The organism is Kineosporia sp. A_224 (assembly GCF_002198655.1).
GTDB lineage: Bacteria > Actinomycetota > Actinomycetes > Actinomycetales > Kineosporiaceae > R-H-3.
Map to the genome: position 1 here is coordinate 47,855 of NZ_MWLN01000217.1, position 16,608 is coordinate 64,462.

Genomic DNA, 16,608 nt, shown 5'->3' on the forward strand with positions numbered 1-16,608 from the left:
TCGAAGGACTAGGACCCCTGTCATGAGCAAGCACACCCTCTCGGTGCTCGTCGAGAACCGGCCCGGCATCCTCGCCCGCGTCGCGGGCCTGTTCGCCCGCCGCGGCTTCAACATCCACTCGCTCGCCGTCGGCCCGACGGAGGTGGCGGCGGTCTCCCGGATGACCGTCGTCGTCGACGTCGACGAGCTGCCGCTCGAGCAGGTCACCAAGCAGCTCAACAAGCTCATCAGCGTCATCAAGATCGTCGAGCTCGAGCCGACCTCGTCGGTGCAGCGCGAGCTCATGCTCGTCAAGGTCAAGGCCGACCTCCAGACCCGCACGCACGTCCTGGAGACGGTCGAGCTGTTCCGCGCCAAGGTCATCGACGTCGCCCCGGACGCCGTGACGATCGAGGCGACGGGCAACTCCGAGAAGCTCGAGGCGCTGCTCAAGGTGCTCGAGCCGTTCGGGATCCGGGAGCTCGTCCAGTCCGGGATGGTCGCCGTCGGCCGGGGCTCGCGCTCGATCACCGACCGCGCGCTGCGCTCCGCCTGATCCCGACCGATTCGTCGGACCTGTCTGATCCACGCCCCGACGGGCGGCCGCTAGGGTCGCCTGCGAACGCTCCACCTCTTCGAAGGAGATGCACCACAGTGGCCGAGATGTTCTACGACGCCGACGCCGACCTGTCCGTCATCCAGGGACGCAACGTGGCCGTCATCGGCTACGGCAGCCAGGGCCACGCGCACTCGCTGAGCCTGCGCGACTCGGGTGTCGACGTCCGGGTCGGTCTGCCCGAGGGCAGCAAGAGCCGTGCCAAGGCCGAGGCGCAGGGCCTGCGGGTCGTCACGCCCGCCCAGGCTGCGGAGGAGGCGGACGTCATCATGCTCCTGACGCCCGACCACGTGCAGCGCCACGTCTACACCGAGGCCATCGCGCCGAACCTCGTGGACGGCGACGCGCTGTTCTTCGGCCACGGCTTCAACATCCGCTTCGGGTACATCACCCCGCCCGCGGGCGTCGACGTCGCCATGGTCGCCCCGAAGGGCCCGGGCCACCTCGTGCGCCGCGAGTTCGTCGACGGCCGGGGCGTCCCGGTGCTCGTCGCCGTCGAGAACGACGAGACCGGCAAAGCCTGGGAGCTCGCGCTCTCGTACGCCAAGGGCATCGGCGGCCTGCGGGCCGGCGGCATCAAGACGACCTTCACCGAGGAGTGCGAGACCGACCTCTTCGGCGAGCAGGCCGTGCTCTGCGGCGGCGCGAGCAAGCTCGTCCAGTACGGCTTCGAGACCCTCATCGAGGCCGGCTACCAGCCCGAGGTCGCGTACTTCGAGTGCCTCCACGAGCTCAAGCTCATCGTCGACCTCATGTACGAGGGCGGCATCGCGAAGCAGCGCTGGAGCGTCTCGGACACCGCCGAGTACGGCGACTACGTCTCCGGCCCTCGGGTCATCGACGCGCACGTCAAGGAGAACATGCAGGCCGTCCTCGCCGACATCAAGTCCGGCGCGTTCGCCCAGCGGTTCATCGACGACCAGGACGCCGGGGCCCCGGAGTTCAAGCGCCTGCGCGCCGAGGGCGAGCAGCACCCGATCGAGGCGACCGGCCGCGAGCTCCGCAAGCTCATGAGCTGGGTCAAGTCGACCGACGGCGACTACGTCGAGGGCACCGCCGCCCGCTGACCCGCGGGCAGCACGACACCGCACCTGCACGACCGACGGCCGTCCCGGACCCCCGGGGCGGCCGTCGTCGCGCGCGGGCCCTGCGCGTCGCGGCGTTCGCGGCGCCGGCGGTCCGCCCCGACGCTCACCTCCGCCCGCCGTCCGTCCTCTGAGACGGACGGACCGCAGAACGCACCAACGCCGCCGACACCCGGCGTGTCGCGCGTCGGAGCGCTCTTGTGACGTCCTGCGGTACAGCGGGTCCGCATCGTGGACGCCGGCGGCGGCCGTCGACGACCACCAACGCCGGCATGGTCACCGCGTCTCCGCCGCAGGAGCGGTCGGGAGCGCCCTCCGGTCGACGGACGGCGATCAGGGCCGGTCGGCGAGGCGTTGTGCCGCGTCCTGGTCGATGCGGACGACGGCCTCGCCCGCGACGGCGGCGACCCACGCGACGACGGTCATCGCCGCGGAGAAGACCGTCCCGAAGACGGCGATCGCGAACGCGAGCGCCACCGGGACGCCGCCGGCGTACAGCTGGCCGTCGGAGAAGCTCAGGCCGCGGATCGCGACCACGAACCAGACCCAGCCCAGCACCGCCACGGCGGCCAGGAACAGGGCCAGCGACCGGGCCGAGTCCTGCACCCTGACCGGGCTCCAGCTGGTCCCTGCGCTCATCGTGGTCTCCTCGCCGTCCGCCGATGTCGATCTTGCGCACCCTACCCGCGGAGATCATCGGCCACGGACCCGTCGGGCGGTGCCGGTCGCCCCGGCTGCGGAGGCGACGGCGACCAGCGGCTCGACAGGGGCACGTCGAAACGCGGACTCCCGGGGACAGGTTTAGCGTCCGTCCCGCTGGTCATCTTTTGCTCCATTAGTGATGTTCGACCTGCTCCGTCCGCGGTGCGGGAAGGCGGAGACATGCTTCTCGCAGCGGCCACGACCGGCGGCGGCAACCTACGACTCGACGTCAACGGCCTCGACTACGCGATCCTCGCGGTCTACTTCACCGTCGTCATCGGCATCGGTGTCATGGCGCGCAGGTCCATCGCGACGAGCGAGGACTTCTTCCTCTCCGGGCGGGCGCTGCCGGCCTGGGTCACCGGGCTGGCGTTCATCTCGGCGAACCTCGGGGCGATCGAGATCCTGGGGATGGCCGCGAACGGTGCCCAGTACGGCATCTCGACGGTGCACTTCTACTGGATCGGCGCCGTCCCGGCGATGGTCTTCCTCGGGCTGTTCATGATGCCGTTCTACTACTCGACGCGCGTGCACTCCGTGCCCGAGTACATGCGTCGGCGGTTCAACACCTCGAGCCACTTCGTCAACGCCGTGAGCTTCGCCGTCGCGCAGCTGCTCACCGCGGGTGTCAACCTCTTCGCGCTCTCCATCGTCATCGAGCAGCTGCTCGGGTGGTCGCAGCTCGTCTCCGTCATCGTCTCGGCGCTGTTCGTCCTCACGTACATCACGCTCGGGGGCCTGTCGGGCGCGGTCTACAACGAGGTGCTCCAGTTCTTCGTCATCCTCGCCGGGCTCATCCCGCTCGTCGTCATCGGCCTGCACAAGACCGGCGGGTGGAGCGGCCTGCAGGCGAAGATCGACGACCCCGGGTTCTTCTCGACGTGGACCGGCACCGGCGTCGGCGGCTGGTCGAACCCGTTGGGGGACTGGGTCGGCATCGTCTTCGGCCTCGGCTTCGCACTGTCCTTCGGCTACTGGACGACGAACTTCGCGGAGGTGCAGCGCGCGCTGTCCGCCAAGGACCTCTCCGCCGCCCGCAGGACCCCGCTCATCGGCGCGATCCCGAAGATCTTCATCCCGGCGCTGACGATCGTCCCGGGCCTCATCGCGCTCGCGATCGTCCCGGCGATGAAGGGCAAGGACGCCAACTACAACGACGCGATCCCCGCCCTCATGCGGGACCTGCTCCCGAACGGCGTCCTCGGCGTGGCCATCACCGGCCTGCTCGCGGCCTTCATGGCCGGCATGGCGGCCAACGTGAGCGGCTTCAACACGGTGTTCACGTACGACATCTGGCGGCCGTACGTGGTGAAGAACCGCGAGGACCACTACTACCTGCAGGTCGGCCGGGTCAGCACGGTCGTCGGGATCGGCATCGGCGTCGGCACGGCGTTCATCGCCGCGCAGTTCAACAACATCATGAACTACATCCAGACGCTGTTCTCGTACTTCAACGCCCCGCTGTTCGCGGTGTTCATCCTCGCGCTCTTCTGGAAGCGGGCCTCGCCGTGGGCGGGCGTCTTCGGCCAGCTCGCGGGCATCGCGGCCGCCGTCACGTTCCAGCAGATCGGCCCGGGGATCGCGTACTTCCACGCGGGGCAGGACCTCGCGCAGCCCGAGAACGCGCAGATGATCAACTTCTACGGCGCGATCGCGGCGGTGCTCGTCGCCTGGGTCGTCATGGCCCTGGTGACGGTCGTGACGCCGGCCAAGCCGCTGGACCAGCTCCGGGGGCTGGTCTGGGGCAACCCGGACCCGGACTCCCCGGACATCGCCTCCGCGACCGCGGTCCGGAGCTGGTGGGAGTCGCCCGCGCTGCTCGGGTACGGCGCGCTCGGGGTCACCGTCGTCCTGTCGATCATCTTCCTCTGAGCGGAGCGCATCATGGCTGAGCACGACGGGACGTCCGGCGGCGCGAACGACGCGAACGACGCCTCGGGCGGGCTGTTCGACCTGCGGTACCTCATCGGCGCGCTGTTCTCGCTGTACGGCGTCGTCCTCGTGGTCGCGAGCCCCTTCGTCGACGACAGCAAGGCCGACGGGCTCGACATGAACCTGTGGCTGGGTCTCGGGATGGCCGCTCTCGGCGTCTTCTTCCTCGGCTGGGCGCGGTTGCGCCCGCTCGTCGTGGAGGGGGAGTCCGCGTCGGCCAAGGCCGAGCGGGAACGGCGCGAGCGGGCGCAGGCCGAGGAGGGCTGAGCCGGCGGCGGGGGCCTTCAACGGTCGGCGGCGGGCCGCTGACCTGCACAGTTGCGGGCGAAGTCCGGCGCCCGGACCGTCCGTTCCACATCGTGGACGTTCGTGAAGGCGTTCACAAGCCTGCCTAGACTCGACGTCAGGTCCGCAGCCACCCGCGGGCCACAGGCAGACCTGAGAGGGACGTCGTGACCAAGCCCGTCGTGCTCATCGCCGAGGAGCTCTCGCCGGCCACCGTCGAGGCCCTTGGCCCCGACTTCGAGATCCGCTCCTGCGACGGCTCCGACCGAGGTCAGCTCCTCGCCGCGATCGCCGACGTCGATGCGATCCTCATCCGCTCCGCGACCAAGGTCGACGCCGAGGCGCTCGCCGCGGCGAAGAACCTCAAGGTCGTCGCCCGGGCCGGGGTCGGCCTCGACAACGTCGACGTCAAGGCCTCCACGCAGGCCGGCGTCATGGTCGTCAACGCGCCGACGTCGAACATCGTCTCGGCCGCCGAGCTCGCGATCGCGCTGCTGTTCGCCGTCGCCCGCAACGTGCCGCAGGCGAGCGCCGCCCTCAAGGACGGCAAGTGGGCCCGCTCGAAGTACACCGGCATCGAGGTCTACGAGAAGACCGTCGGCGTCGTCGGCCTCGGCCGGATCGGCGTCCTCGTCGCGCAGCGGCTCATGGCGTTCGGCACGAAGGTCGTCGCCTATGACCCCTACGTGAGCAGCGCGCGCGCCGGCCAGATGGGCGTGCGGCTCGTCGGCCTCGACGAGCTCCTCACCGAGGCGGACTTCATCACCGTCCACCTGCCCAAGACCCCGGAGACCGTCGGCCTCATCGGCGAGGAGCAGCTGCGCCGGGTCAAGCCGACCGCCGTCCTCGTCAACGCCGCCCGCGGCGGGATCGTCGACGAGGCCGCGCTCTTCGCCGCGCTCAAGGAGGGCCGCCTCGCCGGCGCCGGCCTCGACGTCTACGCGAAGGAGCCCTGCACGGACTCCCCGCTCTTCGAGCTGGACAACGTCGTCGCGCTGCCGCACCTCGGTGCCTCGACCGACGAGGCCCAGGAGAAGGCCGGCATCGCCGTGGCGAGGTCGGTGCGGCTGGCGCTGTCCGGCGAGCTCGTGCCGGACGCCGTGAACGTCTCCGGCGGCGTCATCGCCGAGGACGTCCGCCCGGGGATCCCGCTCGCCGAGAAGCTCGGCCGGGTCTTCACCGCGATCGCGGGCAGCGTGCCGGTCCAGCTCGACGTCGAGGTCCGCGGCGAGATCACCGCGAACGACGTGTCGGTCCTGCGGCTCGCGGCGCTCAAGGGCATGTTCCGCGACGTCGTCGAGAGCCAGGTCTCCTACGTCAACGCCCCGGTCCTCGCGGCCGAGCGTGGCGTCGAGGTCCGGCTCCTCACCGACCCGGAGAGCCCCGAGTACCGCAACGTCGTCACCCTCTCGGGCAGCCTCGCCGACGGCACGCGGGTCTCGGTCGCGGGCACGCTGACCGGCCCGAAGCAGGTCGAGAAGCTCGTGGCCATCGACGGTCTCGACCTCGAGGTGCCGCTCGCGGAGAACATGCTCGTGCTGCGCTACACCGACCGGCCCGGCATCATCGGCGCGCTCGGCCGCCTCCTCGGCGACGCCGGCGTGAACATCGCCGCGATGCAGGTCGGCCGGGCGGCCGAGGGCGGCGTCGCCGTCTCCGTGCTCACGCTCGACTCGGCCGCCCCGGCCACGGTCGTCGACGAGATCGCCCGCGAGATCGGGGCCTCCTCGGCCCGCCTCGTGTCCCTCGACGACTGACCGCCCGAGGACCAGGGCCGCCGCCCCGTGGCGGCCCGACGGAGGGACGACGTCCGGCCGCCGTGCGGGGTGGCCGGACGCCGGACCCGTCCATGCTCCGCCCGGCCGGTGCGCCACCCCGCGTGCCGGCCGGCGCCAGGCGACCCCTGGCCCGCGGACGAGCAGCGCCGCCCACCGGCCACCGGCGGGCGGCGCTGCTGCGTCCGGTGGCACGCTCTGTTGCCACATGCCGGACGGCGGTCCCGCGATGTGAGACGCACCCGGCGGCGGGTGCGGCCGGGGTTACCGTGGATGACGGACGACACGATCCCGTCGTCCGTGCGTCTGCCGGCGGCCGGCCCCGACCACGGGACACCGGCTGGGCGGCGCCACACCGGCAGGCCGTCGACCGACGGCGACGCCGAGGACCACCCGGACCCGTTGCAGCGCAACGGTTCCGGCTGCCCGCCGTCGACCGAGGAGAACCGATGGACGAGACGGACGCCCGCCGCGCCGTGCAGGAGTCGATGGACCGGCGGGACCAGGGCGAGAGCCGCTGACCCGGACGCCGGGCGGTCGCCGGCCCCGGCCCGGGCCGCGTCCGGCGCGGACGTCGCCGCCGGCCGTCGCGTCCGGCGCGTCCGGGCCGCCCGCCGGTGGGAGGATGCCCGGGTGGTCGGACCTGACGAGACCGTGACCGGCAGCCCTGACGCGCGGCCGAGGGTCGGCGTCGCCGGCCCCAGCCCGCTCGCCGCGCAGGCGGGCGCCCGGGTCGCCGCCGAGGGCGGCAACGCCGTCGACACCGCGCTCGCCGCGATGATGGTCGCGCTCGTCACCGAGCCGGGGATCGTCTCGCTCGGCGGTGGCGCGTTCGTCACCGTCGGCCCGCCGGACGGCCCGCCCGTGACGATCGACGGCTACGTCGAGATGCCCGGCCGCGGGCTGCCGCCCGAGGCCTTCGGCCGTGGCGTCCGCGAGCTCGTCACCGAGTACGGCGGCCACACCGCGATGACCGTCGGCCACGGCTCGGTCGCCACCCCCGGCGTCCTCGCGGCCGTCGAACGGGCGCACACGATGTTCGGCCGCGTGCCGTGGCGGGTCGTCGTCGAGCCGGCGACCGACGCGGCCCGCGCCGGCTTCCCCATGGGTGCGGCGTCCGACTACTACTTCGGCTACGTCCGGGAGACGCTCTTCGGCGTCGACCCCGACGTCCGCGCCGCGCTGCACCACCCCGACGGCTCCCCGGTCCGGGTCGGGGAGACGGTGCACATCCCCGACCTCGCGGACTTCCTCGACCGCGTGGCCGAGGAGAGCACCGCCGCCTTCTACACCGGGGACGTCGCCAAGCTCCTCGCGGCGGACATGGCCGAGCACGGCGGGCTCGTCACCGAGGCGGACCTCGCCGCGTTCGAGCCGCTCGTGCGGCCCGCGCTGGCCGTCGAGGTCGGGGCGTGGCGGCTCGCGACGAACCCGCCGCCCGCCATCGGTGGCCCGGTCCTCGCGGCCATGCTCCTGCTCCTCGGTGACCGGCCGCTCCCGACGCCCTCCGGCGGCTGGGGCCCGGACGACGTCGACCACCTCGTGCGCGTCGTCCGCGCCGTCCTGCGGCACCGGGCGCACGAGCTGGACGTCGCCCCCGACCGGGCGAGCGCCGGCCAGGCGCTCCTCGACGACGTCCTCGCCCAGGGCCAGGCCTGGCTCGGCGTCGCGCCGTCGACCGCGCACGTCTCGGCGGTCGACGCCGACGGCCTCGCGTGCGCGGTCACCGCCTCATGCGGCTACGGCGCCGGGATCGCCGTGCCCGGCACCGGGATCTGGCTCAACAACTGCCTCGGCGAGCACGAGCTGAACCGCGGCGGGCTGCACAGCCTGGCGCCGGGGGAGCGGCTCGCGTCGAACATGGCCCCCACCGTCGCGCGGCGCGCGGACGGCGCCGCGCTGGCGATCGGCAGCCCGGGCGCCGACCGGATCACCACGGCGCTGCTCCAGGTGACGGCCGCGTTCGCCCACGGCGGCGCCGACCTGCAGACGGCTGTCGACCGGCCGCGGCTGCACGTCGGCCGCGACGCCGCCGGCGCCGAGACGCTGCACCACGAGCCCGGCGTCCTGCTCCCGGACGGCGACGCGACGGCCGGCATGGCCCGGCGCGAGCACGAGCCGGCGTCGATGTACTTCGGCGGCGTCGGCGCGGTGCTCCGCGACCCCGACGGCACCCTCACCGCAGCCGCGGACCCGCGCCGTGCCGGTGCCGTCGCCTACGCCTGACATCCCACATCGCGAGACAGCGTTCCCGAGATGCGGGACGCCGAGAGTAGGGTTGGAACCATGTCGCAGTCGCCCCAGCAGTCGGTCAACCTCGCCGTCGTCGCCGGCGACGGGATCGGTCCGGAGGTCGTCGCCGAGGGCCTCAAGGTCCTGCAGACCGCCACGGCCGGCGAGGTCTCGCTCACCACGACCGAGTACGACCTCGGCGCGAAGCGCTGGCACGCGACGGGGGAGACGCTGCCGGACGCCGCGCTCGCCGAGATCCGCGGGCACGACGCGATCCTGCTCGGCGCCATCGGCGACCCCGGCGTGCCGAGCGGCGTCCTCGAGCGTGGCCTGCTGCTGCGCCTGCGCTTCGAGCTCGACCACTACGTCAACCTGCGCCCGGGGCGGCTCTACCCCGGTGTCGCGGGCCCGCTCGCGAACCCGGGCGACATCGACTTCGTCGTCGTCCGTGAGGGCACCGAGGGCCCGTACGTCGGCAACGGCGGCGCGATCCGGGTCGGCACCCCGCAGGAGATCGCGACCGAGGTCAGCGTCAACACCGCGTTCGGCGTCGAGCGCGTCGTCCGCGACGCCTTCCGCCGGGCGGCGAACCGCCCGCGCCGCACGCTGACCCTCGTGCACAAGCACAACGTCCTCACGCACGCCGGGCACCTGTGGCGGCGCACCGTCGAGGCCGTCGGGGCCGAGTTCCCCGAGGTGACGACGAACTACCAGCACGTCGACGCCGCGACGATCTTCATGGTCACCGACCCGGCGCGCTTCGACGTCATCGTCACCGACAACCTCTTCGGTGACATCGTCACCGACCTCGCCGCCGCGGTCTGCGGCGGCATCGGGCTCGCGGCGTCCGGCAACATCAACCCGGACCGGACGGCGCCGAGCATGTTCGAGCCCGTCCACGGCTCCGCGCCCGACATCGCCGGGCAGGGCAAGGCGGACCCGACGGCGACGGTGCTCTCCGTCGCGATGCTCCTCGAGCACCTCGGCCTCGACAAGGCCGCGGCGCGCGTCGAGCAGGCCGTCGCCGCCGATCTCGCCGAGCGCGCGCAGGGCCGAGTAGCCCGGTCGACGGCGGAGATCGGCGACGCCCTCGCAGCCCGCGTCGCGGGCTGACGGGCACGACCGACGCAGCGGCGTCCGGGGGCGACCCGGGCGCCGGCTCCCCGCCGCCGACACCGAGCACGACGGCGCCGGGGACCCTCCTCCGGGTGAGGTGGAGCATCCCCACCACGGCGCTGGTACGTTCGAAGACGACCCCCGGTGCCGCGGTCACCCCCGGCGGCGCCGCCGACGGCTGACGCCGTCGGGTGACGCATCTGAGGGAGCCCCCCGTGACGAGCGCTCTGCAGTTCACCCAGAACCTCACGGCCACGCCGACGAGCGCGCAGCGCCGCGCCGAGATCCTGGCGGACCCCGGGTTCGGCAAGCACTTCACCGACCACATGGTCACCGCGACCTGGACCCCGGACGCCGGCTGGCACGACGCCGGGATCGTCCCCTACGGGCCGATCGCGCTCGACCCCGCCGCCGCCGTCCTGCACTACGCGCAGGAGATCTTCGAGGGTCTCAAGGCCTACCGGCACGCCGACGGCACCGTGTGGGCGTTCCGGCCGGAGGCGAACGGTGAGCGGCTGGCCCGCTCCGCCAAGCGCCTCGCGCTGCCGGCGCTGCCCGTCGAGGACTTCCTCGCGAGCATCGACCTGCTCGTCCGGACGGACCTCGACTGGGTGCCGTCCGGCGGGGAGCAGAGCCTGTACCTGCGGCCGTTCATGTTCGCCTCCGAGGCCTTCCTCGGCGTCCGGCCGGCGCACGAGATCAAGTACCTCGTCATCGCCTCGCCGGTCGGCTCGTACTTCTCCGGCGGCATCAAGCCGGTGTCGATCTGGCTGTCGTCGAACTACACCCGGGCCGCGCTCGGCGGCACCGGCGCGGCGAAGTGCGGCGGCAACTACGCCGCGAGCCTGGCCGCCCAGCTCGAGGCGGCCGCACACGGCTGCGACCAGGTCTGCTTCCTCGACGCGGTCGAGCGCAAGTGGGTCGAGGAGCTCGGCGGGATGAACCTCTACTTCGTGCACGCCGACGGCCGGCTCGTCACCCCCGAGCTCACCGGCACGATCCTCGAGGGCGTCACCCGCTCCTCGATCCTCACCCTCGCCAAGGAGCTCGACCTCGACGTCGAGGAGCGCCGCGTCGACATCGACGAGTGGCGCCGCGGGGTCGAGGACGGCCGGATCACCGAGGTGTTCGCGTGCGGCACGGCCGCGGTCATCACCCCCGTGGGCCGGCTCGTGTGGGACGGCGGTGAGGTCGCCTCGCCGGTGACGACCGCGGACGGCGTGGGCGAGGTGACCGGCCGGCTCCGGCAGGCGCTCGTCGACATCCAGTACGGCCGCCGCGCCGACACCCACGGCTGGCTGCGCCGGCTCGCCTGAGCCGCGACCGGGCCCGACCGGCCTGACCGGTCGGCCGGCACGAGATCCCGGACTGGCCCGTCCGGGTGGAGGTCACGCCGACCACCACCCGGACGGGCGAACCGCCGCGGCCGGAGTCCTCGGCGGGCGCACCGCCGTGCCGACGGGGTATCACGACGCCCCGTCGACCGGAGGTCCGTGTGCCCGCTCAGCGCCGTCCCCGCCGCACGACCCCGGCCGCCGCGCTCGCCCTCGCGGCGCTCGCCGCGGCCCTCGGGGTGCCGTCGCCCGACGCGTCGACCGGGCCCACGCCGGCACACCCGTCCGCGCAGCGACCGGCCGTCGCGCCGGTCGCCGACCGGGTCTCGCCGTGGGTCTCCTGCCCGGACGCCTTCACCGTGGACTGGGCGCACCCCAAGGTCGTCCTCGACGACGACGCCGTGACCGTGCGGCAGTACTCCGCGGCCCAGCAGGGCGGCCGCGTCTCCACGGTGACCGTCGCGGCGGCCCACCGGGGCTCGTCGCGGCTCGTCGCGCGCGGCGCGCCCCTCATCGGCGGCGTCCGGACGACGTCCGGGTCGATGCGCCCCTCGCCGACGCTCGTCGTCGGCGTGAACGGCGGCTACTTCTGGCGCGGCGAGCCGGGCCGGGAGTGGAGCAAGGGCACCCAGGTGCGCCGGGGACGCGTCCTCCACGCCCCGGCCGGCCGGACCCGGTATGTCGGCAACGAGACGACCGGGGCCGTGAGCAAGGGTCTGGCGCACGTGAGCGGCAGCGTGACGGTCCGGGCCACGGCGACTGCCCCCGCGGTGCGGCTGCCCGTCGTCGCCGTGAACTCCGCGGCGTCCGGGAACGGCGTCGCCGTCTACACCCGGGAGTGGAGCAACGCCCAGCCCCGCACGGGCGGCACCTGGGAGGTCGCCGTCCGCCGCGGCGTCGTCGTCGCGAGCGGGCGCCGGGTGACCACCCGGCTCGGCGGCACCGCGGCCGCCGAGAACCGCTTCGTCGTCCGCGCCTCGGGCACGGCCGCCGCGGCGCTGCGCCGGGTCCGGGTCGGGCAGCGGGCGGCGTACACGGCCCGGGCGGTGACGGACACGGGGGGCGTCGTCGCCGAGTCGACGGTCGCCGGGACGACGCTGCTCGCGGACGGCCGGCAGTGGATCCGGTGCGCGAAGGACACGGTCCGGCCGCGGACGATGGTCGCGTGGGACCGGCGCACCGGGGCGGTCTGGCTCGTCACCGTGAGCGGCGGCACCGGCTCGTGGCGGTACGGCGTCTTCGTCGGCGCGAGCCACCACCAGATGGCGGCCGTGGCCCGGGGCCTGCGCGCGACGGACGCCGTGCTGCTCGACGGCGGCGGCTCGACGACGATGGTGCTGCGGACGGCGTCCGGTGCGCTGCGCCGCGTCGACGGGCCGTTCGTCACGCAGCGGGAGCTGCCCGACATCCTCGCCATCGCGGCCGTGTAGCGCGCCGTGCGGACGGGTCCGCGCGACGCCGGGACGCGCCCGAACCGTGGACGATGGTCACGACCACCGCGGTCGGTGTGCCACACTGGCGCCACCATGCGCAGCCTCGTCATTATCGGCGGGCGCGTCGGCACCGCCTGAGGACCTCATCACCGTCCCGGCACCGCCGACGCGCAGACCTCTCGCGACCTACTGCGAGGGGTCTTTTTCGTGTCAGCCCGCGCCTCAGCGGCCGCCGAGACAGACCGATCCCATGACCCCGGAGAGCTTCCGTGACCAGCACACCGCAGCAGGACGGCACCGCCGCCTTCCACGTCTACGACACGACGCTGCGCGACGGCGCCCAGCAGGAGGGCCTGTCGCTCTCCGTCCAGGACAAGCTGGCGATCGCGACCCACCTCGACGACCTCGGGGTCAGCTACATCGAGGGCGGCTGGCCGGGGGCCATCCCGAAGGACACCGAGTTCTTCCGCCGCGCGGCGACCGAGCTGACCTTCCGGAACGCGACGCTCACGGCGTTCGGCGCGACCCGCAAGGCCGGCGTCGCCGCGGGAGACGACCCGCAGGTGCGCGCGCTCGTCGACTCGCTGGCCCCGGTCGTCACGCTCGTGGCGAAGAGCGACGTGCGGCACGTCGAGCGCGCGCTGCGGACGACGCCCGCGGAGAACCTCGCCATGGTCGCCGACACGGTGCGGTACCTGCGCACCGAGGGCCGCCGCGTGTTCCTCGACGCCGAGCACTTCTTCGACGGCTACCGGCACGACCCGGCGTACGCCGTCGAGGTGCTCCGGACGGCGCTCGAGAGCGGTGCCGAGGTCACGGCGCTGTGCGACACCAACGGCGGCATGCTCCCGGTGGAGATCGCGGACGTCGTCCACGCCGTCCACGAGGCGACCCGGGGCGCGCTCGGCATCCACTGCCACAACGACACCGGGTGCGCGGTCGCGAACTCGCTCGCGGCCGTCGACGCCGGCGTCGTGCACGTCCAGGGGACCCTCAACGGCTACGGCGAGCGGACCGGTAACGCCGACCTGCTCACCATCGTCGCGAACCTCGAGCTCAAGCTCGGGAGGAAGGTGCTGCCCGCGGGCCGGCTCGCCGACGCGACCCGGATCGCCCACGCGGTCAGCGAGATCACGAACGTCCCGCCGTACTCCCGGCAGCCGTATGTCGGCGCCAGCGCCTTCGCCCACAAGGCAGGCCTGCACGCCAGTGCGATCAAGGTCGACCCCGACCTGTACCAGCACACCGACCCCACGACGGTCGGGAACGACATGCGGATGCTGGTCTCCGACATGGCCGGCCGGGCGAGCATCGAGCTCAAGGGCAAGGAGCTCGGGTTCGACCTGGGAGGTGATCGCGAGCTCGTGACCCGGGTGACCGATCGCGTCAAGGCCATGGAGGCGGCGGGATACACCTTCGAGGCGGCGGACGCCTCGTTCGAGCTGCTCGTCCGTGAGGAGACGGACGGCGTCCGGCCGACCTACTACGACGTCGAGTCGTGGCGGGTCATCACCGAGTCGAAGCCGGCCGGTGACGCGGTGTCCGAGGCGACCGTCAAGCTCCTCGCCGGCGGCGAGCGGCAGGTCGCGACGGGGGAGGGCAACGGCCCGGTCAACGCCCTCGACCACGCGCTGCGCAAGGCGCTCCTGCCCGTCTACCCCGAGCTCGACAAGCTGTCGCTCGTCGACTTCAAGGTGCGGATCCTCGACGCGAGCAAGGGCACGGACGCCGTGACCCGGGTGCTCATCGAGACGTCCGACGCGTCGACGACGTGGATGACGGTCGGGGTCGGCGCGAACATCGTCGAGGCCTCCTGGGAGGCGCTGCGCGACGGGCTCGTCTACGGGCTCCTGCGGCAGGGCGTCGCGCGCCGCTGAAACCCCGCTCTCGGCCCCTCAGAGGTAGATCGCCGTCGGTATGCACGGTGATCTACCTCTGAGGGGCCATGACGGTGGTGGTCAGTCGTCGAGCAGGTCCAGGCGGGTCACCCAGAACGACGCCGTCGCCGGCGACGGGTTGCCGAACCGGGCGTTGACGACCCAGAAGGAGCCCTTCGCGAGGGTGCCCGTGGTCGGGACGTCGACGTCGGTCGACGAGAGCACGCCCTGCACGGTGCCGGACCAGCGGCCGTGCTTCTTCGCCAGCTCCACCACGGTGACGTCCTGGCCGCCGCTGCCGCGGACGTTGTAGAGCGTGTTGCCGCGCAGGTCGAGCCCGTCACCGCTCAGGGTCGCGGGCGCGCCCTTGACCTTGATCTCGGTGACCTTCGCGCGCTTCGGGTCGTAGCGCCACAGGCCGCCGGCACCGGAGTGGTTGAGCACGAGGCTGCCGTCGCTCAGCGCGCGCACGCCGTTGGCCTTGAACTGACCGGTGGTCGGGTACGGCGCCGGGATCGGCAGGACGACAGGCGCCGCCTTCGGCAGCCCCTTGCGGTTCAGCGGGATGCGCACGAGCCGGTTGCCGAACGACTCGGTGACCCAGACGTCGGTGCGGGTCGCGACGAGGTCGTTGAGGAACGCGGCGGGGGCCACGGCCGGGACGGCGACCGCTGCCCGGACCTTGCCGCTCGCGCCGTCGATGCCCCACACCGTCGGGGTGCCGGCGTCCGACCCGGCGGCCCACACGACGCCGGAGCTCCGGTCGAAGAAGAGACCGGCGATCGTCAGACCCGGCTTGCCCGGCAGGATCACCTCGGTCTTCCCGGTCCGCAGGTCGCCCGCGAGCAGCCCGCCGCCGGCGAGGGACCCGGAGTAGAACCGGCTGCCGGGGCCGGACGTGATGCCCTCCGGCTGCCAGCCGACCGGCAGCTCGACCCGGTCGAGGCGGGCCTTGACGGCCGTCTGCGCGGCCGCGGGGGCGGCCTGGGCGGAGCCGGCGGGCACGAGCGCGACCGCGAGGGCACCCGCGGCGGCGACGGCGAGGAAACGGGCTCTGCTCATCGTCGAGCGATTCACTGATGGACTCCTGATGGGAGGGGACGGGTGGACGTGCTCCCTGGCCCTCTCCACAACGACCGTCGGCGCGGTCGCGTTCACCCGAACGGGTGACGCGTCCGGACCGGAGAACCCGCTGGCCCCCGCCGTCGCTCGCACGAGCCGGACCACCCGGACGCCGAGCAGGTCCGGCCCAGGCCCGCGGCCAGCGCGAGGCGTACCTCGGCGGCTACCGCGGCGTCCTCGGGTTCGCCTACCTCGAGCTGGTCGCCGACCGCTGAGCCGCCACGTCGTCCGCCGCCGCGAGGACGCGGTCGCAGACGTCGAGCAGCGCCGCGCGCAGAGGCGCGGCCCGGTCCGCGAAGCCGCGCTGCCGGGCGGCGTACTCGGCCTTGCCCTCGGGGGTCTCGACCCGGACCGGCGCATGGCCGAACGCCGTCAGGTCGTACGGCGAGGCCTGCATGTCGAGGACGCGGACGTCGCGGGTCAGCTCGAAGCAGTCGACGACGAGCCCGGACGGCGTGGCCGGCAGCAGCTTGTAGGCCCACTTGTAGAGGTCCATCGTCACGTGCAGGCACCCCGGCTGGTCGAGGTCCACCTGGTCCTCGCGGCGCGGCTGGACGGCGTTGAGCGGCCGCGCCTCGTCGGTGAAGAACCGGAACGCGTCGAAGTGCGTGCAGCGGATCCGGTGGCTCTCGACGACGGCGTCGCTGCCGGCCGCGCCGAGCCGGAGCGGCAGGCCGGCGTGCCGGACGTCACCGGGAGGCAGCCGGTAGACCATCGCCCACTCGTGCAGCCCGAAGCAGCCGAGGTTCGCCGGCCGGGAGGCGGTGGCGGCGAGCAGGTCGCGGACGTGCCGGACGGCGGCCCCGCGGCGGGCGGCGAACGCGGCGACGTCGAGCGTCACGACGTCCTCGTGCCCCGGGACGGGGACGTGGTCGCGCCACTGCAGCCGCTCGCGGGCAGTGGCCCCGGCGAGCGCGACGCCGGCGCCGGGGTGCCAGCGCCGCAGCCGGGCCGGGCGCAGCGAGTAGTACGTCCAGAGGAAGTCCTCGACGGGGTGCTTGGCGCCGGCGCGCTCCCGGTGCCCGGCGGTGAGCCGGTCGACCCGCTCCTCGTGGGCTCGGGCGCAGCCTAACGACCGGTGGCCGGACGGCCCGCGCAGGCTCGTTACCGTGGTGGGGTG

General features: G+C 73.5%; 13 protein-coding genes. 10 read left to right on the plus strand and 3 right to left on the minus strand.

The window, feature by feature from the left end; all coding sequences use genetic code 11:
* The first annotated feature begins 22 nt into the window (after positions 1-22).
* Both ilvN and ilvC read left to right on the plus strand, forming a co-directional pair.
* Positions 23-535 (plus strand): acetolactate synthase small subunit, encoded by a 513-nt coding sequence (gene ilvN, locus EDJALFJO_RS27910; RefSeq protein WP_088289595.1) that lies wholly within the window; start codon positions 23-25, stop codon positions 533-535.
* A 98-nt stretch (positions 536-633) separates the two neighbouring features.
* Positions 634-1,662 (plus strand): ketol-acid reductoisomerase, encoded by a 1,029-nt coding sequence (gene ilvC, locus EDJALFJO_RS27915; protein WP_088289596.1) that lies wholly within the window; start codon positions 634-636, stop codon positions 1,660-1,662.
* 351 nt (positions 1,663-2,013) lie between these two features.
* On the opposite strand, the gene EDJALFJO_RS27920 is transcribed toward ilvC, so the two are convergent.
* Positions 2,014-2,319, minus strand: a complete 306-nt coding sequence (locus EDJALFJO_RS27920; RefSeq protein ID WP_143448831.1) for a hypothetical protein — start codon at positions 2,317-2,319, stop codon at positions 2,014-2,016.
* A gap of 243 nt (positions 2,320-2,562) precedes the next feature.
* On the opposite strand from EDJALFJO_RS27920, the gene EDJALFJO_RS27925 reads away from it, so the two are divergent.
* The 8 genes from EDJALFJO_RS27925 to cimA all read left to right on the plus strand — a co-directional run bounded on the left by EDJALFJO_RS27925 (position 2,563) and on the right by cimA (position 14,366).
* Positions 2,563-4,254 carry a sodium:solute symporter family protein gene (locus tag EDJALFJO_RS27925; RefSeq protein WP_088289598.1) on the plus strand — a complete coding sequence of 564 codons (1,692 nt, stop codon included), beginning with the start codon at positions 2,563-2,565 and terminating at the stop codon, positions 4,252-4,254.
* Between the two features lie 12 nt (positions 4,255-4,266).
* Complete coding sequence (locus EDJALFJO_RS27930; RefSeq protein WP_198950719.1) at positions 4,267-4,581, plus strand: hypothetical protein; 315 nt, start codon at positions 4,267-4,269, stop codon at positions 4,579-4,581.
* A 185-nt stretch (positions 4,582-4,766) separates the two neighbouring features.
* Complete coding sequence (gene serA / locus EDJALFJO_RS27935; RefSeq protein WP_088289599.1) at positions 4,767-6,356, plus strand: phosphoglycerate dehydrogenase; 1,590 nt, start codon at positions 4,767-4,769, stop codon at positions 6,354-6,356.
* Between the two features lie 651 nt (positions 6,357-7,007).
* On the plus strand, positions 7,008-8,600 hold the full coding sequence (locus EDJALFJO_RS27940) for a gamma-glutamyltransferase (RefSeq protein WP_198950720.1): 1,593 nt from the start codon (positions 7,008-7,010) through the stop codon (positions 8,598-8,600).
* Positions 8,601-8,660: 60 nt separating this feature from the next.
* Positions 8,661-9,719 (plus strand): 3-isopropylmalate dehydrogenase, encoded by a 1,059-nt coding sequence (locus EDJALFJO_RS27945; protein WP_088289600.1) that lies wholly within the window; start codon positions 8,661-8,663, stop codon positions 9,717-9,719.
* 218 nt (positions 9,720-9,937) lie between these two features.
* Positions 9,938-11,038 (plus strand): branched-chain amino acid aminotransferase, encoded by a 1,101-nt coding sequence (locus EDJALFJO_RS27950; protein ID WP_088289601.1) that lies wholly within the window; start codon positions 9,938-9,940, stop codon positions 11,036-11,038.
* A gap of 179 nt (positions 11,039-11,217) precedes the next feature.
* Entirely contained in the window at positions 11,218-12,486 is a 1,269-nt protein-coding gene (locus tag EDJALFJO_RS27955) for a phosphodiester glycosidase family protein (RefSeq protein WP_088289602.1), read from the plus strand.
* A 272-nt stretch (positions 12,487-12,758) separates the two neighbouring features.
* The gene (gene cimA / locus EDJALFJO_RS27960) at positions 12,759-14,366 is read left to right on the plus strand and encodes a citramalate synthase (protein ID WP_088289603.1); all 1,608 of its coding nucleotides are present in this window, start codon (positions 12,759-12,761) and stop codon (positions 14,364-14,366) included.
* 81 nt (positions 14,367-14,447) lie between these two features.
* Here cimA and EDJALFJO_RS27965 read toward each other — a convergent pair whose 3' ends face one another.
* Together EDJALFJO_RS27965 and EDJALFJO_RS27970 are read right to left on the minus strand one after the other, a co-directional pair.
* A complete protein-coding gene (locus EDJALFJO_RS27965) occupies positions 14,448-15,428 on the minus strand; it encodes a hypothetical protein (protein ID WP_088289604.1) in 981 nt (326 codons plus the stop codon).
* Positions 15,429-15,675: 247 nt separating this feature from the next.
* On the minus strand, positions 15,676-16,587 hold the full coding sequence (locus EDJALFJO_RS27970) for a 3-methyladenine DNA glycosylase (protein WP_088289611.1): 912 nt from the start codon (positions 16,585-16,587) through the stop codon (positions 15,676-15,678).
* Between the last annotated feature and the right edge of the window lie 21 nt (positions 16,588-16,608).